Source organism: Citrobacter sp. RHBSTW-00017, from assembly GCF_013797615.1.
Taxonomy (GTDB): domain Bacteria; phylum Pseudomonadota; class Gammaproteobacteria; order Enterobacterales; family Enterobacteriaceae; genus Citrobacter; species Citrobacter braakii.
Map to the genome: position 1 here is coordinate 920,688 of NZ_CP056899.1, position 19,332 is coordinate 940,019.

Consider the following 19,332-nt stretch of genomic DNA (forward strand, 5'->3'; position numbering starts at 1 on the left):
TACCTAATCAGTTAGTGCCGCAATTTCGGGCGGGATCTGTTGCGGATGAATGATTTTAACCTGTTTGTGACGACCAAGCTCGCCCTTCTCAATGACGACCTGGCTTTTTGCCACACGGAACTGTTTGCCGAGAAACTTCACCAGATGGCTATTGGCTTGCCCATCAACCGGTGGGGCGGTAATGGCGACTTTTAGCTCGTCGCCATGTAAACCTACAATACTGTCACGGCTGGCTTTAGGCTGAATGTAGAGCCGTAAAACCAGACCGTCATCGCAGGGGGTAACGGCACTCATAGCGCCATCCACAGCCCCGGCAGCAGCATGTTACCTGTCGCCTGTAACACTTCTGCGATGCCCATGTTAATGACATACAGCAGCAGAACCAGGATCATTGGCGAGAAATCGATCCCGCCCATGCCTGGAAGTAAGCGACGAATAGGACGCAGCAGCGGATCCGCCAGTTGAATCAGCACGTACTCCACAGGGCTGCGGCCCTGGCTGACCCAGCTCATAATCGCCATTACCAGCAGAACCCAGAAAATCAGCAGTCCGATGGTCTTCAGAACAATCAGCACGGCGGCGATCCAGATGATCGGCTGGAACGTAACCACCTTAAACAGCACGATGGCCTTGATAAAGCTCAGAACGAGCGCAACTAATGCCGATGCGCTGTCAATTGGCCCCATCGGGGGAATAATACGGCGTAACGGCCCAATAATGGGCTGAGTGATTTTCACAATAAACTGCGAGAACGGGTTGTAGAAATCGCAGCGAGACCATTGCATCCACACGCGCAGCAGCAGCGCCATGGTATACAGCTCAATTACCGTTGAGAGCAGGAAGGTCAACGTATTCATGGTGTTCCTTAGTTTTCCTTATTTTTTAGTGTAATCACGAGCACCAAAAATGGCAGTGCCGATGCGCACCATCGTGCTACCCGCCGCAATGGCAGCATCCATATCATCAGACATCCCCAGTGAGAGCGTGTCGATACTTGGGTAGCGTGTTTTCAACCCGGCAAATGCTACCGCCATTTGCTGTGCAACTTCAAACTGCCTTACATAATCTGACTCTGGCGCCGGAATCGCCATCAGACCACGCAGGGTAATGCGTGGCAGCGCGGCGACCTCAGCGGCCAGTGCGTCAAGCTCTGCAAGCGGAATACCTGACTTACTGTTCTCATCGCTGATATTAATCTGAATCAACACATTGAGCGGCGGCAGTTCCGCCGGGCGCTGTTCGCTCAGACGGGCAGCGATACGCAGACGATCAATCGTATGGCACCAGTCAAAATGTTCAGCTACCAGACGACTTTTGTTCGACTGCAGCGGGCCGATAAAGTGCCACTGCAGATCGTTAACGCCTTTTTCCTGAAAGTAGCGGATCTTATCCACCCCTTCCTGGACATAGTTTTCACCGAAGGCACGCTGCCCTGCGGTCATGGCTTCTTCGATGGCGCTCGCAGGTTTGGTTTTGCTGACTGCAAGCAACATAACTTCTTCTGAAGACCGCCCGCAACGCGTCGCGGCGGCTGAGATTTTGTCCCGGACATGTGCCAGGTTATGCGCGATATCGTTCATTTTCCGAGGATGTTCATATGAATATGGAAGAAATAGTGGCCCTTAGTGTAAAGCATAACGTGTCGGATCTACACCTGTGCAATGCATGGCCTGCGCGCTGGCGCATAGGTGGAAAAGTCGAAACCGCACCATTTACTACGCCTGGTAAGGCTGCAGATAGGCTGAGTATAAAAATGTGAGTCTGTAGGAGGACGTAAACAGATTTAACTGACAGGATTTCAATTCGTTTTATTCAGCTCCAGTTTGCCCCAGTGTAAATATTCTACAGTTATAAAATTTGGGATGATATTTATTTCTAATAAAGCAAAAAATTAGATATTTGGTAAGGTAAATATTATAACCTCATTTGTTATTAAGCGGAAATACACATCGGAAATACAGCTTGCGGGCATATTTGTGATGTCAATAAATAGAGTTGGAAGCATTTAATGTTCAAGGTGATGGTTCGCTTTGTGATATTTCATACTCTTCGTTTATAAATGAGGTTTTGCAAATGTGGAATAAAGAAGCCGCTATAAATTTTGTTAGGAATAATGCTCATGCGCACGCTACAGGTTATTGTGCCAGGGCAGTAACAGCAGCAATCGAACATGGTGTGTATCCCGGACCTGGTTATCGTAAAAATCAGCCCTCGTATAAACTCTATAGGCATAACTGATGAAACGATTGATATTATTTACTTTTCTATTCTCATCGTTTGCTATGGCAGGAATAATACCTGCTGATACTCAGGCATTAAAATTCAATGCCTGGTATATCAAGCAGATTGCTCATAATATCATCCCAGTTGCAGATGAACCGACGGCATTAGAGCCTTATGTTATTATTGATACATTGAATAAATTAAAGCAAGCTTATAGAAGCAATGAGCTTGAAGAGGATTATTTTCTAAAAGTTCAGGATTTTGCCGATAAAGACTGGAGTAAGCATATTAGTATTGATCTAATTATAGCTGATCCTATTTGTACCAATGTCTATTTGACATTTGGAACAGGTGAGTCATCTCAAAAAGTTATTGACTGCATGGTAGAAGAAAAAGGTGTATGGAAAATCAAGAGCGTGACTACTCGCTATTAGTCGTTGTTTTCACCAATTGAAAATAATCCTGCGACGATGGCTTCTTCGATGGCGCTCGCAGGTTTGGTTTTGCTGACTGCAAGCAATATCACTTCTTCTGAAGACCGCCCGCAACGCGTCGCGGCGGCTGAGATTTTGTCCCGGACATGTGCCAGGTTATGCGCGATATCGTTCATTTTCCGAGGATGTTCATATGAATATGGAAGAAATAGTGGCCCTTAGTGTAAAGCATAACGTGTCGGATCTACACCTGTGCAATGCATGGCCGGCGCGCTGGCGCATACGTGGAAAAGTCGAAATAGCACCATTTACTCCCCCTGACGTGGAGAATCTGCTGATGTGCTGGCTCAGTGAGCAACAACAGGTACAGTGGCGGGAACAGGGGCAGATTGATTTTGCCCTTACGCTGGCGGACTCCCGGCGTCTACGCGCCAGCGCATTTGCTCATCAGCAGGGCACCTCGCTGGCGCTAAGATTGCTACCGCTTGAATGTCCTCGTTTAGACGATCTTCAGACTCCGGAGGCCATACCTGAACTGCTGCACGGTGAAAATGGATTAGTTCTGGTCACTGGAGCCACCGGCAGCGGTAAATCAACCACCCTGGCGGCGATGGTGGAGTACCTTAATCAACATATTGCGGGGCATATTCTGACGCTGGAAGATCCGATTGAATATCGCTACACCAGCCAGCGTTGTCTTATTCAACAGCGGGAGGTGGGCGTACACTGCGCTTCTTTTGCTGCCGGTTTGCGCGGCGCGTTACGCGAAGATCCCGACGTCATTTTGCTGGGCGAGCTGCGCGACGTGGAAACTATTCGTTTGGCCTTAACGGCAGCGGAGACCGGGCATCTGGTGTTGGCAACCTTACATACGCGAGGGGCGGCGCAGGCCATCGCGCGGCTGGTGGACACCTTTCCCGCACAGGAGAAAGATCCGGTGCGTAACCAGCTGGCAGACAGCCTGCGGGCGGTACTTTCGCAAAAGCTGGAGGAAGATAAGCAGGGAGGACGCGTGGCGCTATTTGAACTGCTCGTCAACACGCCCGCCGTGGGCAATTTGATCCGCGAAGGGAAAACGCATCAGCTACCCGGTGTGATTCAAACCGGGCAGCAGACAGGTATGCAGACGTTTGCACAAAGTCAGCAGCAGCGCCAGGCGCAGGGGCGACTTTAGTAGCCCTGCTCGAAATAGCTTTCAAGGATAATAACGGCAGAAGCGGAATCTACTTTGCCTTTATTTAACGCCCGGTATCCGCCTTGCTCAAACAGGCCTGAGCGGGCTTCGACGGTGCTCAAACGTTCATCGTGCAGCGTTACGGTTACGCCAAAGCGACCGTGAATGCGGTTAGCGAATTTGCGCGCGCGCGCAGTAAGGGGTTGTTCGGTGCCATCCATATTGAGCGGCAGGCCGACAATGATTTCGTCCGGCTGCCACTCTTTTAGCAGGCGTTCAATCAAACTCCAGTCTGGCGTGCCGTCCTGTGCTTTGATGGCGGGCAAGGGTCTCGCCGTACCGGTAATGCGTTGACCAACCGCGACGCCGATACTTTTCGTACCAAAATCAAAAGAGAGTAATGTTCCGCTCATCAGGCGTGTCCCGCCACGCCAGGCATGGTCTGAATATCAATCCCGATAAGCTTCGCCGCATCGCGCCAGCGGTCGGCAATCGGCGTTTTAAATAAGATGTTGAGGTCTGCGGGAGCAGTGAGCCAGGCGTTATCCAGTAGCTCTTGTTCCAGTTGACCTTTTTCCCATGATGAATAGCCCAGCGCAACCAGCACTTCGGATGGCTGCTCCTGTGTACCCAGGGTTTCAAGTACATCGCGGGAGGTCGTGATGATAGTGTTATCTGAAATGCGAATACTGGAGGCAAAGCGTGACGGCGGGGTGTGTAGAATAAATCCACGGTCTTCCGCCAGCGGGCCGCCGAGCATCACCGGTTTGTCCAGACGAATGGCAGGATCGCGTGCTTCTGGAGTAATCTTTAGCTTTTCCAGAATCCCTTCAATTTGTAAGTTTTCCAGAGGCTTATTGACGATAATCCCCATTGCTCCGTTCTCATTGTGTTCACAGATATACACCACGGAACGGCGGAAAATCGGATCCTGGAGAGCAGGCATGGCAATTAGAAAGTGATGCTGTAAATTCATTGTCAGAGGTTCTGTTTCCTGGTTCAAAAAAGCAACAGAGCCCAGTATGTGGGCAAAGCGCGAAGATGTCACCCTCTGAAGATAGCTTTGCCGGATGGCGGCTTCGCCTTATCCGGCCTACGGGGTGCGAATGTAGGCCGGATAAGACGCGAAGGCATCGCCATCCGGCAACTTATTTATTTCTGCAAACGTGCCTCGATGGCGTCCATCAGCATACCGGTAATCGAAACCGGGAACTCCGCTTCAATTTCACGAATACAGGTTGGGCTGGTGACGTTAATTTCCGTCAGACGGTCGCCAATGATATCCAGACCGACAAAAATCAAACCTTTTGCTTTCAGCGTTGGCCCAATGCGACGTGCAATTTCCCAGTCGCTGTCGGTTAATGGACGCGGCTCGCCACGACCGCCGGCTGCCAGGTTGCCACGGGTTTCGCCGCCTTGTGGAATACGCGCCAGGCAGTACGGAACGGGTTCGCCATCGACCACCAGCACGCGTTTATCACCGTCTTTAATTGCCGGTAGATAGTTCTGCGCCATGCAATAACGGGTACCGTGCTCGGTCAGCGTTTCGGCAATAACGCCAAGGTTCGGATCGCCTTCCTTCACGCGGAAAATAGATGCACCGCCCATGCCGTCCAGCGGTTTGAGAATGATGTCGCTGTGTTTTTGCCAGAAGGCTTTCAGCTGCGCTTTGTTACGCGTGACCAGTGTTTCCGGCGTCAGGTCGGCAAACCATGCGGTGAACAGCTTCTCGTTACAATCGCGCAGGCTCTGCGGTTTGTTGACGATTAGCGTCCCTTTCTCCTCTGCACGTTCCAGAATATAGGTTGCGTAGATGAACTCGGTATCAAACGGCGGATCCTTACGCATCAGAATGACGTCCAGATCTGCCAGCGGGAGATCCTGCTCGCTATTGAACTCATACCATTTGTCGTAGTTCTGCTCTACGCTCAGGGTACGCGTACGGGCGCGGGCTTCACCGTTGATCAGATAGAGATCGGCCATTTCCATATAATGAATTTCGTAACCGCGACGTTGCGCTTCCAGCAGCATAGCGAAGCTGGAATCTTTCTTGATGTTGATGCTTGCGATGGGATCCATCACGATGCCGAGCTTGATCATTGTTCTTCTCCGTTAGCCCAGATCGCCAAAACGCACCTGTAGCGCGGTGATGGCGGTGAGCGCAGTTGTCTCAGTACGCAGAACGCGAGGTCCTAACAGAATATCAGTAAATTGATATCGTGCGGTCATGGCAATTTCATCTGCCGACAGCCCACCTTCGGGGCCAATCAGCAAGCGGATGCGTTCCACCGGGAGCGGCAGCGTATTGATGCTGGCGCTGGCGCGGGGATGCAGGTTCAGTTTCAGACCTTCATCCTGTTCGGCGCACCACGCTTCCAGATCCATCGCCGGGCGAATTTCAGGCACCCGATTACGACCGCACTGTTCGCAGGCGGCAATGGCGATTTTCTGCCACTGCTGAAGCTTCTTGTTAAGGCGTTCGCTGTCCAGTTTAACGCCGCAGCGCTCAGAAAAAAGTGGCGTAATGAGGCTTACACCCAGTTCAATCGATTTTTGGATAGTAAATTCCATTTTTTCACCCCGCGACATCACCTGGCCCAGGTGGATGTGTAGCGGCGATTCTCGATCGTCGAGTTCAGCGTTAAGCACCTTCACGTCCACGCTTTTCTTACTGGCGTGGGTGATTTCGGCGTCGAATACCTGATTGCTGCCATCAAACAGCTGTAGCGCCTGGCCTGGTCCCATACGCAGCACGCGGCCGATATGGTTGGCTGCATCTTCACACAGTGAAATTTGGCTGCCGGAAGTGAGTGGCTCAGGGTGATAAATGCGAGGAATGCGCATAGTTAAACATCCGCGTCATGGCCCTGGGCTGCAAAAGGCCAGGGCATGGTTAAAAAATATTGCTGCTAGTGTAGGTTAGCTCTTTTGCGCCTGGCAAGCGTGTTGCACATAGGGGTTATGGTTCCCCTGAACCTTCGCAATGCGTTCGTCGCGCTCACACTCCCAATCGGTGACCGGATACTGCTTATTCCAGGCATTAAAAAGCTGAGTTTGCTGGCGGGAGAGCGTCAGGTTGTATTGGTCGCGCATGTAAAAATAGGTACGCGCGATGGCGCCACGGGCGCGGGCTGGCGGCTCGGCAACTTTCTCTTTGAAGTCAACCTTCATGGTGCATTGTCCATATTGGCCTTCACCACCGTTCCACTGGCTGTACATAAAGTTTGCGCGATCGCCATTGACCTCACCCACCGCGGGCTGCAGGTTATGCATATCGCTTTCCATTTTGCGATAGACCGGATCTTTAGCGCAGTTTTTACGCCCTCCGTCCTGCCAGCACTGGCGCTGATGACCAAATTGCCAGGCGGAGACAACGTGTTCCCATTCAATTCGACTGGCGCGGTTTTCATTTTTTCGCACTTTATAGCCGCAGGATTCGAGGTCAACGACCCCTTTTTTTCCTTGCCAATTAATTTTACATCCGCAATAGAAATCGCCTGGCGCATCGGCGTTAACTTTAACGCCCGCTGCTTTTGCCTGAGAAAAACTGTTGATGCCTTCGGCTAAAACCGAGCCTGAAAACGCAGCGGCTAACAGGGCCGCAGCAAAAGAAAGATTACGGTACATCACGAACTCCGTGTCAAAACGAGCCCGCAACGTAGCGAAAGTCATTCCTGTATGCAATCAGTTAGATCAGAAAAGTTCCTGATAATTCTGAAGATTATTCTGCAACCAGCGGTTCACCGCAGTGAACGCAGCGGTAGGTGGCTTCGCCGCGTACAACGCGGTTATGGCGGCGGACGGTCAGTTGGTGCTCCTGACACTTACAGCGGTATGTAAAGGTCTTACGCTGCACGGATTGCAGCTCAAACTGATGCGTGCGCCGGGCCGGTACGCCCAGCACGCTCTCCATCATCCATTTCCACTCTTTCCCGTGCGGCGGTACGCGGCCAAAGTGTTTCCACACCAGTAGATGCGCCAGTTCATGGGGCACCACTTCGTTAACGAACGCGTCAACATTCTCCATCAGCAAAACTGGGTTAAGACGAATTTCGTAGGTTTGTAGCCACGCGGTACCCGCGGCGGTTCCGCGCTGTTGGTAAACCAGCTTTGGTTCCGGGTATTGGCGTTCGAGCTTGAGATTGGCCTGAGCGAGTTTTTCCCGCAGGCTGCGCATAACGGCTTGCTGGATGGCGATCGGGAGACGGGAGGTTTTCATAACGCCAGAGGATAGTGCGACAGGGAAGGGACTGCAAGAGGAAGGCTCCCTCCCACGGGGGAGGAAGCCTAACGAGATTAGTCGTGTGCGCCAATTTCGCGCAGTTTACGACCTTTCATCAGGTTACGTTCAATGTGTTCCAGAGAGACGTTTTTAGTTTCAGGGATCAGCCACAGGGTCAGGAAGATGAACAGTACGTTCAGGCCACCGTAGACCCAGAAGGTGTTGGCGCTGCCCAGCGAGTTCAGCATCGTCAGGAAGGTTGCGCCGACAATCATGTTGGCAATCCAGTTAGTTGCGGTAGAGCAGGTGATGCCGAAATCGCGGCCTTTCAGCGGCTGGATTTCAGAGCACAGTACCCAAATCAGCGGACCGGCGCTCATCGCAAAGCCAACGATAAACATTAGCAGCATCAGCACTGCGAAGTATTGTGCGGCTGGCGAGTGAATACCCACGTGCATCATTGTACCCAGCACGCCCATACCGACGGCCATGACGATAAAGCCGAGGATCAGCGTAGGTTTACGGCCCCAGCGGTCAACCAGGCCAATGGCGATAAAGGTTGCCAGCACGTTGGTCAGACCTACAATAACGGTCCCCCACATCTGTTCGGTGGTGTTGGTGTAACCCGCCAGCTCAAAGATTTTTGGCGCGTAATACATAATGACGTTCATCCCGGTGAACTGCTGCATCACCTGTAACAGAACGCCAAGGAAAACTGCGCGGCGGAAGTTGCTGTTTTCTTTAAACAGCGCCCAGCCGCTCTGCTTCACTTGCAGGCTTTCACGAATTTCATCCAGCTCGCGTTTGGCTTCAGCGCTGGTGTCACGCAGACGCAACAGAACGCGTTCGGCATCGACAAAACGACGTTTAGCCGCAAACCAACGCGGGCTGTCCGGCAGGAAGATGACGCCAACCAGCAGTAACAGGGCAGGGATGATGATCACGCCCAGCATCCAGCGCCATGCGCCGCTGTAGCTAAATGCCGTATCGGAAAGATACGCACCTAAAATACCGATGGTGATCATTAACTGATACATAGAAATCATGCTGCCGCGAATTTTTTCCGGGGCGATTTCGGACAAGTACAACGGTGCGGTATAAGACGCAACGCCGACTGCCAGGCCGAGCAGCACGCGGGAAACCAGCAGCACTTCAACGTTTGGCGCTGCGGCGGAGAACAGCGAACCGGCAACAAACAGGATTGCGCCGATCATCAGGCTTTTTTTACGCCCCAGCTTAAAGGAGAGCCAACCGCTGCCGACGGCGCCCACTGCCGCACCAAACATCATGGAACTCACCACCCATTCCTGAGTGTGTGGGGTAATTTGGAACTCGTCGGTGATGAATGGTAAAGCACCGGCAATAACACCGATATCCAGGCCAAAAAGTAATCCAGCCAGGGCTGCCAGGAAGCAGACAAAAAATGTCATGGCTTTGTTGGAATGCCCCGTTTTTTTATTGTCAGGCATGATGCCCTCCGTTGGGTAGCTAGTTTTGTTGATGTTAAGGGTAGGTGAGTACGGGGTAAAAAAATGCGAATCACATCACATTAGTGTAATCGGTTACACTGGCATTCATGTGGATTATTGTTTAATGAGTTGAAAGTTAACATTATTTATTATTATAGAATAAAGTTGATTGGCTGATTTTAAGACATTGCTGAAATATGATGTAACAGTGATGCAATGCTGGTAACGAAGAGATGTGAATTCAAGGTAGATAGAAATACTGTGCTATGTAATCGCTTTCATTTGTTATTGAAGCAAATGAAATTAGCGTGGTTATAGCGATGGGGGATGGGAGAGCAAATGACATAAAAAAGACCAGCATGAGGCTGGTCTTCATAAGCATTGAGCCGTCGGGGAATTACTTCAGACCGGCAGCTTCACGCAGCAGGGCGGCTTTGTCGGTTTTTTCCCATGGGAAATGTTCGCGACCAAAGTGACCGTAAGCGGCGGTTTCTTTGTAAATTGGGTGCAGCAGATCCAGCATCTGAATCAGGCCATACGGGCGCAGGTCGAAGAACTCACGCACCAGCAGGGTCAGCTGTTCTGAAGGCACTTTTTCAGTACCGAACGTTTCCACCATGATAGAGGTCGGTTCAGCCACGCCGATTGCGTAGGAAACCTGAATCTCACAACGGTCAGCCAGGCCAGCGGCAACGATGTTTTTCGCTACGTAGCGGGCTGCATAAGCTGCGGAACGGTCAACTTTAGACGGATCCTTACCAGAGAATGCGCCGCCGCCGTGACGGGCCATGCCGCCGTAGGTATCAACGATGATTTTACGACCCGTCAGACCGCAGTCACCCATTGGACCGCCGATAACGAAACGACCAGTTGGGTTGATGAAGAACTTGGTTGAAGCTGTCAGCCATTCAGTCGGCAGTACCGGCTTGATGATCTCTTCCATAACGGCTTCTTGCAGCGATTTCTGATCGATATCTTCAGAGTGCTGAGTCGACAGAACAACCGCATCGATACCGACGATTTTACCGTCGTCATACTGGAAGGTTACCTGGCTTTTTGCATCCGGGCGCAGCCAGGATAAGGTGCCGTTTTTACGCACTTCAGCCTGACGCTGCACCAGACGGTGAGCATAGGTAATCGGGGCTGGCATCAGCACGTCGGTTTCGTTGGTTGCATAACCAAACATCAGACCCTGGTCGCCTGCGCCCTGTTCCAGCGGATCCGCACGGTCAACACCCTGGTTGATGTCCGGAGACTGTTTACCAATCGCGCTCAGTACCGCACAAGAGTTGGCATCAAAGCCCATGTCGGAATGCACATAGCCAATTTCGCGAACCGTGTTACGGGTGATCTCTTCGATATCAACCCATGCGCTGGTGGTGATCTCACCGCCAACTAAAACCATACCGGTTTTGACGTAGGTTTCGCAGGCAACGCGTGCTTTCGGATCCTGCTCCAGGATTGCATCCAGCACGGCATCAGAGATTTGGTCAGCGATTTTGTCAGGATGCCCTTCTGATACGGACTCGGACGTAAAAAGGTGTTTTGCCATATTTAATTTCACCTAAGGAGAATGTAGTTAGCTCAAACTGTCGAGTGGAATAGCCATGTGTAGAAGATTCTACCATGAGTCTGCAGATGACGGACACTGGCAGTCTGAGTGTTAATCGGTATAGATGGATTAACATCTGGACGGCTATTTTAAGGCGGTTCTGCGCCTGATTTCCAGCTTTTTTTGATTGAGCTCGCATTGTACTGAAAATGTAACTGGAAATTTTTCCTGACGGTGCTGGCAATGCGCGTATTTATCTTTTGCTTTTTCGTACTGTTGTCGGTATAAAACGCGGCGCGCGGCTCATATCCGTCATACTTCAAGTTGCATGTGCGTTGGCAATACTCGCCCAGTCACTTACTCCTGTAAGCGCCCGGGGATTCACTGCGTTGCCGCCTTCCCGCAACTCGATTTATTGAGGATAGACAAAAAAGCACACGACGTTTTCATCGTGTTGCCACTTCCAGCCGGGTTAAAACTTTAGCTTTGGCTTGTGGGTTCGTTCCGTCAGGAGCAACCGTGGAGGTGATACGAGATAATGAACCGTTGTATTCTGCTGAATCTGTCGCACCGTTCTGGTGTACATATGTCCCCCGCAATCTGCATCTTGCATACCTGCCGATGTTATACCCATCTCGGCGCTTCTCAGGACTCCAGGGCCGGCAACGGTCACTAAGAACTGAACAAGGGCGCTCTTGGTAAACAAGAGTTTTCTCGTGGTTTCGCCGAACCGTCAGCATTAAGTTCGGTTACGTGTTTACATTGATATGAAAAAGAAACCGGTCGCACAGTCGGAGCGTCAGCACTATCTGCTGGAAATTCTGCCTGTATTTGGGTTGTTATCGCGTCTTCGGATTGCGATAGTAGTCAACTGTTTTACACTTGTTAATAAAATTTGAGGTTCGCTATGTCTGACGACATTTCTTTGGGTTCGCCTTCGTCAGCAGGCGAACACGGTGTACTACGCTCCATGCAGGAGGTTGCAATGAGTTCCCAGGAAGCCAGCAAGATGCTGCGTACTTACAATATTGCCTGGTGGGGTAATAACTACTATGACGTCAATGAACTGGGCCACATCAGCGTGTGCCCGGATCCCGACGTACCAGAAGCGCGCGTTGACCTTGCTGAGTTGGTGAAAGCCCGTGAAGCGCAGGGCCAGCGTTTGCCTGCATTGTTCTGCTTCCCGCAGATCCTGCAACACCGTCTGCGTTCGATTAACGCCGCGTTTAAGCGCGCCCGTGAGTCTTACGGCTACAACGGTGACTATTTCCTCGTTTACCCGATCAAGGTTAACCAGCACCGTCGCGTGATTGAATCGCTGATCCACTCCGGCGAACCGCTGGGGCTGGAAGCCGGTTCTAAAGCTGAACTGATGGCCGTTCTGGCTCATGCCGGAATGACCCGCAGCGTGATCGTGTGTAACGGCTATAAAGACCGCGAATACATCCGCCTGGCGCTAATTGGCGAAAAGATGGGCCATAAGATCTATCTGGTCATCGAGAAGATGTCTGAAATCGCTATCGTGCTGGATGAAGCTGAACGACTGAATGTTGTTCCGCGTCTGGGCGTGCGTGCGCGTCTGGCGTCGCAGGGTTCCGGCAAATGGCAGTCCTCCGGCGGAGAGAAATCGAAATTTGGCCTGGCGGCAAACCAGGTGCTGCAACTGGTAGAAATGCTGCGCGAGCGCGGTCGTCTGGACAGTATTCAGTTGCTGCACTTCCACCTCGGCTCACAGATGGCGAACATTCGTGATATTGCCACCGGCGTACGTGAGTCGGCGCGTTTCTACGTTGAGCTGCACAAGCTTGGCGTAAATATCCAGTGCTTCGACGTGGGCGGTGGCCTGGGCGTGGACTACGAAGGTACCCGTTCGCAGTCTGACTGCTCCGTAAACTACGGCCTGAACGAATACGCGAACAACATCATCTGGGCCATTGGCGACGCCTGTGAAGAGCACGGTCTGCCGCACCCGACGGTAATTACCGAATCCGGTCGCGCTGTTACCGCGCATCATACCGTGCTGGTGTCTAATATTATCGGCGTTGAGCGTAGCGAGCATACCGAAGCAACGCCTCCGGCTGACGATGCGCCGCGTGCCCTGCAAAGCATGTGGGAAACCTGGCAAGAGATGCATGAGCCGGGAACCCGTCGTTCGCTGCGTGAATGGCTGCACGACAGCCAGATGGATCTGCACGATATTCACGTTGGGTACTCTTCAGGCACCTTTAGCCTGCAGGAACGCGCGTGGGCAGAACAGCTCTATCTGAACATGTGTCACGATGTGCAAAAACAACTCGACCCGAGCAACCGCGCGCACCGTCCGATTATCGACGAGTTGCAGGAGCGTATGGCGGATAAGATTTACGTCAACTTCTCACTGTTCCAGTCGATGCCGGATGCGTGGGGGATCGATCAGCTGTTCCCGGTGATGCCGCTGGAAGGGCTGAACAAGGCTCCTGAGCGCCGTGCGGTGCTGCTGGATATCACCTGTGACTCTGATGGCGCTATCGACCACTATGTTGATGGTGACGGCATTGCGACCACCATGCCGATGCCGGAATACGACCCGGAGAATCCGCCGATGCTGGGCTTCTTTATGGTGGGTGCGTACCAGGAGATCCTTGGTAACATGCACAACCTGTTCGGTGATACCGAAGCGGTTGACGTGTTCGTCTTCCCTGACGGCAGCGTGGAAGTTGAGCTGTCTGACGAAGGGGATACCGTGGCGGATATGCTGCAATACGTGCAGTTGGATCCGAACACCCTGCTAACTCAGTTCCGTGACCAGGTGAAAAACACCGATCTGGATACCGAGTTGCAGCAGCAGTTCCTCGAAGAGTTTGAGGCAGGACTGTACGGATATACCTATCTCGAAGACGAGTAATGCTGTTGGGGTTCGCTTGAACCTGAGCAAATTAACGGCGATAATTCGCCTATACAAGTAGTCACGTAAATCAATCCCTTCCTCGTCGGGCTTAACGACGCGGAGGGGATTTTTTTTCACCGATTTTAAAAGAGGTCAGTACATGAGCACCTTAGGTCATCAATACGACAACTCCCTGGTTTCTAACGCCTTTGGTTTTTTGCGTCTGCCGATGAACTTCATGCCGTATGACAGCGACGCCGATTGGGTGATCACCGGCGTACCGTTTGATATGGCAACGTCTGGCCGCGCGGGCGGTCGTCATGGTCCGGCTGCGATCCGTCAGGTTTCCACTAACCTGGCGTGGGAACACAATCGCTTCCCGTGGGACTTCGATATGCGCGAGCGTCTGAACGTGGTGGACTGCGGCGATCTGGTTTATGCGTTCGGTGATGCCCGTGAAATGAGTGAAAAACTGCAGGCGCATGCTGAGAAGTTGCTTTCTGCCGGTAAGCGCATGCTCTCTTTCGGCGGTGACCACTTCGTCACGCTGCCCCTCCTGCGCGCGCACGCTAAACACTTTGGTAAAATGGCGCTGGTGCACTTTGATGCCCACACCGACACCTACGCTAACGGCTGTGAATTCGACCACGGTACCATGTTCTACACTGCGCCGAATGAAGGTCTGATCGATCCGAATCACTCTGTGCAGATCGGTATTCGTACAGAGTTCGACAAAGATAACGGCTTTACCGTGCTGGATGCTTGCCAGGTGAACGATCGCGGCGTAGATGACATCATCGCCCAGGTTAAGCAGATTGTTGGTGATATGCCGGTGTATCTGACCTTTGATATCGACTGCCTCGATCCGGCGTTTGCTCCAGGAACCGGTACGCCCGTGATTGGCGGTCTGACTTCCGATCGCGCGATCAAGCTGGTACGTGGTCTGAAAGATCTGAATATCGTCGGGATGGATGTGGTGGAAGTGGCTCCGGCCTACGATCAGTCAGAGATCACCGCGCTGGCGGCGGCTACGCTGGCACTGGAAATGCTGTATATCCAGGCGGCGAAGAAAGGCGAATAACGGGTTTCGGACTATTTTGCCGGATGTCGCTGACGCTAGTCCGGCCTACATTATTGCTGAATTTGTAGGCCGGATAAGGCGTTCACGCCGCCATCCGGCACTGTTCGAGGATTATTTTATCCCGTCTGCGCTCATGCGATCGCGAATGTGTTGCGCACGTTCTGCAGATGCCGGGTGATCGTCAAACATTGAGCTTTGGCGTCCTGTTTCCAGTTTAGCCAGTTTCTCAAAGCTGGTGGCCAGTCCTGCCGGATTGATCCCACGTTTGCGCAACAAATCATACGAGTAATCATCCGCTTCGGATTCCTGACGCTGGGAGAACTGCGAGTTCACCAGTTTCTCGCCAAGATCGCCCAATTGCGACTGCGACAGGCTGCCGACAATGCCGCCAGCGGAAGCCGCTGCTGCACGTACGGCGTTAGTGCCCAGCGCGACCTGCATGCCTTTTTTCACATGACCTAGCGCGACGTGGCCCATTTCGTGGCCGATCACCGCTTCGACTTCGTTATCGGTCATCATATCCATCAGGCCGCTGTACACGCGGATACAACCGTTCGCCATGGCAAAGGCATTCACATCTTTCGCCATATAGACTTTGTAGTTCACCGGCTGGCCGTTAATGTTGTCGCCAAGCGCGGCGGCGATTTTGCCAAGACGCGTTGCGTACTCGCTGCTGGCAGGGGCGATAGTAGCCTTGCTGTCCATATCTTTACAGGCCTGATCGCTCAGCGCTTTTACCTGAGTATCGCTCAGACTATAGGCCTGAAAAGCCTCTGCGCCAGAAGAAAGCAGTCCGTTTGAGTCCATGTTCTGGCAGCCGGTCAATGCCGCCGCCATGCTCGTAGCAAGCAGTAAAGCGCGAATTTTCATTTTTTCTCTTCCGCACAAAGTCAGGATTTTTCTAAAAAATGCGTCGCTTGCAGGTAAACCGACGCTCGGCCTTAGTATAAAGAAAAGAACATTCAGCGGGCGAGAAGATTGCGCAACTTGCGCGCATGATCCAGAGATTTCTGAAGCGGTAAAAGGATGCTCCATGTACATGACACGCGGCTTGGGTTACATTGTTGGCACTTTTTTCCGGCGTAGCCCAAAACGCGCTGTCGTCAAGTCGTTAAGGGCTCAGCCTTCATTATCCGATCTGGAGTCAAAATGTCCTCACGTAAAGAGCTTGCCAATGCTATTCGTGCGCTGAGCATGGACGCAGTACAGAAAGCCAAATCCGGTCACCCGGGTGCCCCGATGGGTATGGCTGACATTGCCGAAGTCCTGTGGCGTGATTTCCTGAACCACAACCCGACTAACCCGTCCTGGGCTGACCGTGACCGCTTCGTGCTGTCCAACGGTCACGGCTCCATGCTGATTTACAGCCTGCTGCACCTCACCGGCTACGATCTGCCGATGTCCGAGCTGCAGAACTTCCGTCAGCTGCATTCCAAAACGCCGGGTCACCCGGAAGTGGGTTACACCGCGGGTGTTGAAACCACTACCGGTCCTCTGGGTCAGGGCATTGCGAATGCTGTGGGTATGGCTATCGCCGAAAAAACGCTGGCGGCGCAGTTTAACCGTCCTGGTCACGACATCGTTGACCACTTCACCTATGCTTTCATGGGAGACGGCTGCATGATGGAAGGTATCTCTCACGAGGTATGTTCCCTGGCCGGTACGCTGAAGCTGGGTAAACTGGTAGCGTTCTACGATGACAACGGCATCTCTATCGATGGCCACGTTGAAGGCTGGTTCACCGATGACACCGCTAAGCGTTTCGAAGCTTACGGCTGGCACGTGGTTCGTGGCGTTGATGGTCACGATGCTGACGCGATTAAGCGCGCAGTTGAAGAAGCTCGCGCTGTGACCGACAAACCGTCCCTGCTGATGTGCAAAACCATCATCGGTTTCGGTTCCCCGAATAAAGCCGGTACCCACGACTCTCACGGCGCTCCGCTGGGTGATGCAGAAATCGCACTGACCCGCGAACAGCTGGGCTGGAAATACGCGCCGTTTGAAATTCCGTCTGAAATCTACGCGCAGTGGGATGCGAAAGAAGCAGGCCAGGCAAAAGAAGCTGCATGGAACGAGAAGTTCGCTGCTTATGCGAAAGCCTTCCCGCAGGAAGCCGCTGAATTCACCCGTCGTATGAAAGGTGAAATGCCGTCTGACTTCGATGCAAAAGCGAACGAGTTCATTGCTAAGCTGCAGGCTAACCCGGCGAAAATCGCCAGCCGCAAAGCGTCTCAGAACGCGATTGAAGCGTTTGGTCCTCTGCTGCCTGAATTCCTCGGCGGCTCCGCTGACCTGGCACCAAGTAACCTGACTCTGTGGTCTGGTTCTAAAGCTATCAACGAAGATACTGCCGGTAACTACATCCATTACGGTGTACGTGAATTCGGTATGACCGCTATCGCTAACGGTATCTCTCTGCACGGCGGTTTCCTACCGTACACCTCCACCTTCCTGATGTTTGTGGAATATGCCCGTAACGCGGTGCGTATGGCTGCGCTGATGAAACAGCGTCAGGTGATGGTCTATACCCACGACTCCATCGGTCTGGGCGAAGATGGCCCGACTCACCAGCCGGTAGAGCAGGTAGCTTCGCTGCGTGTGACCCCGAACATGAGCACCTGGCGTCCGTGTGACCAGGTTGAATCTGCCGTTGCATGGAAATACGGTGTAGAGCGTCAGGACGGTCCGACCGCGCTGATCCTCTCCCGCCAGAACCTGGCACAGCAGGAACGTACCGAAGAGCAGCTGGCGAACATCGCGCGCGGTGGTTACGTGCTGAAAGATTGCGCCGGTCAGCCGGAACTGATCTTCATCGCGACCGGTTCTGAAGTTGAGCTGGCTGTGGCTGCCTGGGACAAACTGACCGCTGAAGGCGTTAAAGCGCGCGTGGTTTCCATGCCGTCTACCGACGCGTTCGACAAACAGGATGCCGCTTATCGCGAGTCCGTACTGCCGAAAGCTGTTTCCGCACGTGTTGCAGTGGAAGCGGGTATCGCAGACTACTGGTTCAAATACGTGGGCCTGAACGGCGCTATCGTTGGTATGACTACCTTTGGTGAGTCTGCACCGGCTGAGCTGCTGTTTGAAGAGTTTGGCTTCACTGTCGACAACGTTGTCGCGAAAGCAAAAGAACTGCTGTAATTTTGATTACAGGTGAAAACGGGTCGCTTATGCGGCCCGTTTTTTTAAAGTAATTAAATTTATTTGGTCGTGTGCAACCCGAAAATGTAGATTTGCATCACAAATATGATATTTAGCGATGTTTTATATTTGTAACTTGAATCACATTATTTCTGTTGACTTTTATATTTCCTTTCTCAATTCATTGTTTTTAAAGGCATCACCAAAAAACATTCTGCGCTGTATGTAGTTTTCTCCTCGATTGATTTCATTTCGCCGTGCGCGTATTTTATTTTTAACGCTAACTCGTACCCTAAAAATAAAATAAGGAAAATGTATGCGGCTGATTGATTACTTTCCCGAATCATCTATCTCAATAAAAAATTCAGCAAAGAACTGGCAGGAGGCGGTAATGACTCCAACTTACTGATAGTGTTTTATGTTCAGATAATGCCCGATGACTTTGTCATGCAGCTCCACCGATTTTGAGAACGACAGTGACTTCCTGCCCAGCCTTGCCAGATGCTGCCTCAGATTCAGGTTATGCCGCTCAATGCGCTGCGTATATCGCTTGCTGATAACGTGCAGTTCTCCCTTCAGGCGTGATTCATAAAGCGGCCAGCCATCCGTCATCCATACCACGACCTCAAAGGCCGACAGCAGGCCAAGAAGACGCTCCAGCGTGGCCAACGTGCGTTCACCGAATACGTGCGCCACAACCGTCCTCCGTATCCTGTCATACGCGTAAAACAACCAGCGCTGGCGTGATTTAGCGCCGACGTAACCCCACTGTTCGTCCATTTCCGCGCAAACAATGACGTCACTGCCCGGTTGTATGCGTGAGTTTACCGACTGCGGCCTGAGTTTTTTAAGTGTCGTAAAATCGTGTTGAGGCCAACGCCCATAATGCGTGCACTGGCGCGACATCCGACGCCATTCATGGCCATATCAATAATTTTCTGGTGTGTACCGGGCTGAGAGGCGGTGTAAGTGAACTGTAGCTGCCATGTTTTACGGCAGTGAGAGCAGAGATAGCGCTGATGTCCGGCAGTGCTTTTACCGTTACGCACCACGCCTTCAGTAGCTGAACAGGAGGGACAGCTGATAGAAACAGAAGCCACTGGAGCACCTCAAAAACACCATCATACACTAAATCAGTAAGTTGGCACCATTACCCAGGAGGCAATTGAC

Annotated in this window: 20 protein-coding genes and 2 pseudogenes; 8 read left to right on the plus strand and 14 right to left on the minus strand. The window is 52.2% G+C overall.

Features of this window, described 5'->3' with window-relative positions; genetic code table 11:
• Positions 1 to 3 precede the first annotated feature (3 nt).
• The 3 genes from yggU to HV037_RS04500 are packed head-to-tail and all read right to left on the minus strand — an operon-like array spanning position 4 to position 1,580.
• Complete coding sequence (gene yggU, locus HV037_RS04490; RefSeq protein ID WP_005123286.1) at positions 4 to 294, minus strand: DUF167 family protein YggU; 291 nt, start codon at positions 292 to 294, stop codon at positions 4 to 6.
• Entirely contained in the window at positions 291 to 857 is a 567-nt protein-coding gene (locus tag HV037_RS04495; RefSeq protein ID WP_016154401.1) for a YggT family protein, read from the minus strand. Before HV037_RS04495 ends, yggU begins: the two co-directional genes overlap by 4 nt.
• Before the next feature lie 18 nt (positions 858 to 875).
• Positions 876 to 1,580, minus strand: coding sequence for a YggS family pyridoxal phosphate-dependent enzyme (locus tag HV037_RS04500; RefSeq protein ID WP_016154400.1), 705 nt, complete (start codon positions 1,578 to 1,580; stop codon positions 876 to 878).
• On the opposite strand from HV037_RS04500, the pseudogene HV037_RS04505 reads away from it, so the two are divergent.
• Positions 1,553 to 1,723: pseudogene (locus tag HV037_RS04505) on the plus strand (type IV pili twitching motility protein PilT); the annotation flags it as partial. The gene HV037_RS04500 and the pseudogene HV037_RS04505 sit on opposite strands and share 28 nt — an antisense overlap.
• A 514-nt stretch (positions 1,724 to 2,237) precedes the next feature.
• Positions 2,238 to 2,657 (plus strand): DUF3828 domain-containing protein, encoded by a 420-nt coding sequence (locus tag HV037_RS04510; RefSeq protein ID WP_016157440.1) that lies wholly within the window; start codon positions 2,238 to 2,240, stop codon positions 2,655 to 2,657.
• Between the two features lie 5 nt (positions 2,658 to 2,662).
• Here the strand turns inward: HV037_RS04510 and HV037_RS04515 are convergent.
• Positions 2,663 to 2,833 (minus strand): annotated as a pseudogene (locus HV037_RS04515) (YggS family pyridoxal phosphate enzyme); the annotation flags it as partial.
• 17 nt (positions 2,834 to 2,850) lie between these two features.
• Here HV037_RS04515 and HV037_RS04520 point away from each other — a divergent pair.
• The gene (locus HV037_RS04520; RefSeq protein WP_016154397.1) at positions 2,851 to 3,831 is read left to right on the plus strand and encodes a type IV pilus twitching motility protein PilT; all 981 of its coding nucleotides are present in this window, start codon (positions 2,851 to 2,853) and stop codon (positions 3,829 to 3,831) included.
• Here the strand turns inward: HV037_RS04520 and ruvX are convergent.
• The 8 genes from ruvX to metK all read right to left on the minus strand — a co-directional run bounded on the left by ruvX (position 3,828) and on the right by metK (position 11,074).
• Positions 3,828 to 4,244, minus strand: a complete 417-nt coding sequence (gene ruvX, locus HV037_RS04525) for a Holliday junction resolvase RuvX (protein WP_003825428.1) — start codon at positions 4,242 to 4,244, stop codon at positions 3,828 to 3,830. The genes HV037_RS04520 and ruvX overlap by 4 nt on opposite strands.
• The gene (locus HV037_RS04530) at positions 4,244 to 4,807 is read right to left on the minus strand and encodes a YqgE/AlgH family protein (protein ID WP_016154395.1); all 564 of its coding nucleotides are present in this window, start codon (positions 4,805 to 4,807) and stop codon (positions 4,244 to 4,246) included. The genes ruvX and HV037_RS04530 overlap by 1 nt, the downstream gene beginning before the upstream one ends.
• A gap of 176 nt (positions 4,808 to 4,983) precedes the next feature.
• Complete coding sequence (gene gshB, locus HV037_RS04535; protein WP_016154394.1) at positions 4,984 to 5,931, minus strand: glutathione synthase; 948 nt, start codon at positions 5,929 to 5,931, stop codon at positions 4,984 to 4,986.
• Positions 5,932 to 5,943: 12 nt separating this feature from the next.
• A complete protein-coding gene (gene rsmE / locus HV037_RS04540; RefSeq protein ID WP_016154393.1) occupies positions 5,944 to 6,675 on the minus strand; it encodes a 16S rRNA (uracil(1498)-N(3))-methyltransferase in 732 nt (243 codons plus the stop codon).
• A gap of 75 nt (positions 6,676 to 6,750) precedes the next feature.
• On the minus strand, positions 6,751 to 7,458 hold the full coding sequence (gene endA / locus HV037_RS04545) for a deoxyribonuclease I (RefSeq protein ID WP_103284208.1): 708 nt from the start codon (positions 7,456 to 7,458) through the stop codon (positions 6,751 to 6,753).
• 94 nt (positions 7,459 to 7,552) lie between these two features.
• Positions 7,553 to 8,050: a SprT family zinc-dependent metalloprotease gene (locus HV037_RS04550; protein ID WP_016157438.1), complete on the minus strand. Its 498-nt coding sequence runs from the start codon at positions 8,048 to 8,050 to the stop codon at positions 7,553 to 7,555.
• Between the two features lie 77 nt (positions 8,051 to 8,127).
• The gene (gene galP, locus HV037_RS04555; RefSeq protein ID WP_016154390.1) at positions 8,128 to 9,522 is read right to left on the minus strand and encodes a galactose/proton symporter; all 1,395 of its coding nucleotides are present in this window, start codon (positions 9,520 to 9,522) and stop codon (positions 8,128 to 8,130) included.
• 397 nt (positions 9,523 to 9,919) lie between these two features.
• Entirely contained in the window at positions 9,920 to 11,074 is a 1,155-nt protein-coding gene (gene metK, locus HV037_RS04560) for a methionine adenosyltransferase (protein ID WP_003027071.1), read from the minus strand.
• A 538-nt stretch (positions 11,075 to 11,612) separates the two neighbouring features.
• Here metK and HV037_RS24775 point away from each other — a divergent pair.
• From HV037_RS24775 to speB, 4 genes are all read left to right on the plus strand, one after another.
• On the plus strand, positions 11,613 to 11,750 hold the full coding sequence (locus tag HV037_RS24775; RefSeq protein ID WP_269149342.1) for a hypothetical protein: 138 nt from the start codon (positions 11,613 to 11,615) through the stop codon (positions 11,748 to 11,750).
• A 91-nt stretch (positions 11,751 to 11,841) separates the two neighbouring features.
• Positions 11,842 to 11,973 carry an acid stress response protein YqgB gene (yqgB, locus tag HV037_RS04570; protein WP_049041971.1) on the plus strand — a complete coding sequence of 44 codons (132 nt, stop codon included), beginning with the start codon at positions 11,842 to 11,844 and terminating at the stop codon, positions 11,971 to 11,973.
• A gap of 8 nt (positions 11,974 to 11,981) precedes the next feature.
• Positions 11,982 to 13,958: a biosynthetic arginine decarboxylase gene (gene speA, locus HV037_RS04575; RefSeq protein ID WP_016154389.1), complete on the plus strand. Its 1,977-nt coding sequence runs from the start codon at positions 11,982 to 11,984 to the stop codon at positions 13,956 to 13,958.
• A gap of 142 nt (positions 13,959 to 14,100) precedes the next feature.
• The gene (speB, locus tag HV037_RS04580) at positions 14,101 to 15,021 is read left to right on the plus strand and encodes an agmatinase (protein ID WP_016154388.1); all 921 of its coding nucleotides are present in this window, start codon (positions 14,101 to 14,103) and stop codon (positions 15,019 to 15,021) included.
• Between the two features lie 111 nt (positions 15,022 to 15,132).
• On the opposite strand, the gene HV037_RS04585 is transcribed toward speB, so the two are convergent.
• Entirely contained in the window at positions 15,133 to 15,891 is a 759-nt protein-coding gene (locus HV037_RS04585; RefSeq protein ID WP_103284207.1) for a M48 family metallopeptidase, read from the minus strand.
• Between the two features lie 279 nt (positions 15,892 to 16,170).
• On the opposite strand from HV037_RS04585, the gene tkt reads away from it, so the two are divergent.
• Positions 16,171 to 18,162: a transketolase gene (gene tkt, locus HV037_RS04590; RefSeq protein WP_016154386.1), complete on the plus strand. Its 1,992-nt coding sequence runs from the start codon at positions 16,171 to 16,173 to the stop codon at positions 18,160 to 18,162.
• 402 nt (positions 18,163 to 18,564) lie between these two features.
• Here tkt and HV037_RS04595 read toward each other — a convergent pair.
• Positions 18,565 to 19,262, minus strand: a protein-coding gene (locus HV037_RS04595; protein WP_223274117.1) for an IS1 family transposase whose coding sequence is annotated in 2 segments (ribosomal slippage) — positions 18,565 to 19,013 and positions 19,013 to 19,262 — 699 coding nt in all. Because the reading frame shifts where the segments join, the coding sequence is not laid out codon by codon here.
• Positions 19,263 to 19,332 lie beyond the last annotated feature (70 nt).

What these genes read in the sequence shown, in the direction of transcription:
- yggU (WP_005123286.1), bottom strand. Translation starts at nt 294, where the DNA reads ATGAGTGCCGTTACCCCCTGCGATGACGGTCTGGTTTTACGGCTCTAC.
- HV037_RS04495 (WP_016154401.1), bottom strand. Translation starts at nt 857, where the DNA reads ATGAATACGTTGACCTTCCTGCTCTCAACGGTAATTGAGCTGTATACC.
- HV037_RS04500 (WP_016154400.1), bottom strand. Translation starts at nt 1,580, where the DNA reads ATGAACGATATCGCGCATAACCTGGCACATGTCCGGGACAAAATCTCA.
- HV037_RS04510 (WP_016157440.1), top strand. Translation starts at nt 2,238, where the DNA reads ATGAAACGATTGATATTATTTACTTTTCTATTCTCATCGTTTGCTATG.
- HV037_RS04520 (WP_016154397.1), top strand. Translation starts at nt 2,851, where the DNA reads ATGAATATGGAAGAAATAGTGGCCCTTAGTGTAAAGCATAACGTGTCG.
- ruvX (WP_003825428.1), bottom strand. Translation starts at nt 4,244, where the DNA reads ATGAGCGGAACATTACTCTCTTTTGATTTTGGTACGAAAAGTATCGGC.
- HV037_RS04530 (WP_016154395.1), bottom strand. Translation starts at nt 4,807, where the DNA reads ATGAATTTACAGCATCACTTTCTAATTGCCATGCCTGCTCTCCAGGAT.
- gshB (WP_016154394.1), bottom strand. Translation starts at nt 5,931, where the DNA reads ATGATCAAGCTCGGCATCGTGATGGATCCCATCGCAAGCATCAACATC.
- rsmE (WP_016154393.1), bottom strand. Translation starts at nt 6,675, where the DNA reads ATGCGCATTCCTCGCATTTATCACCCTGAGCCACTCACTTCCGGCAGC.
- endA (WP_103284208.1), bottom strand. Translation starts at nt 7,458, where the DNA reads ATGTACCGTAATCTTTCTTTTGCTGCGGCCCTGTTAGCCGCTGCGTTT.
- HV037_RS04550 (WP_016157438.1), bottom strand. Translation starts at nt 8,050, where the DNA reads ATGAAAACCTCCCGTCTCCCGATCGCCATCCAGCAAGCCGTTATGCGC.
- galP (WP_016154390.1), bottom strand. Translation starts at nt 9,522, where the DNA reads ATGCCTGACAATAAAAAAACGGGGCATTCCAACAAAGCCATGACATTT.
- metK (WP_003027071.1), bottom strand. Translation starts at nt 11,074, where the DNA reads ATGGCAAAACACCTTTTTACGTCCGAGTCCGTATCAGAAGGGCATCCT.
- HV037_RS24775 (WP_269149342.1), top strand. Translation starts at nt 11,613, where the DNA reads ATGAACCGTTGTATTCTGCTGAATCTGTCGCACCGTTCTGGTGTACAT.
- yqgB (WP_049041971.1), top strand. Translation starts at nt 11,842, where the DNA reads ATGAAAAAGAAACCGGTCGCACAGTCGGAGCGTCAGCACTATCTGCTG.
- speA (WP_016154389.1), top strand. Translation starts at nt 11,982, where the DNA reads ATGTCTGACGACATTTCTTTGGGTTCGCCTTCGTCAGCAGGCGAACAC.
- speB (WP_016154388.1), top strand. Translation starts at nt 14,101, where the DNA reads ATGAGCACCTTAGGTCATCAATACGACAACTCCCTGGTTTCTAACGCC.
- HV037_RS04585 (WP_103284207.1), bottom strand. Translation starts at nt 15,891, where the DNA reads ATGAAAATTCGCGCTTTACTGCTTGCTACGAGCATGGCGGCGGCATTG.
- tkt (WP_016154386.1), top strand. Translation starts at nt 16,171, where the DNA reads ATGTCCTCACGTAAAGAGCTTGCCAATGCTATTCGTGCGCTGAGCATG.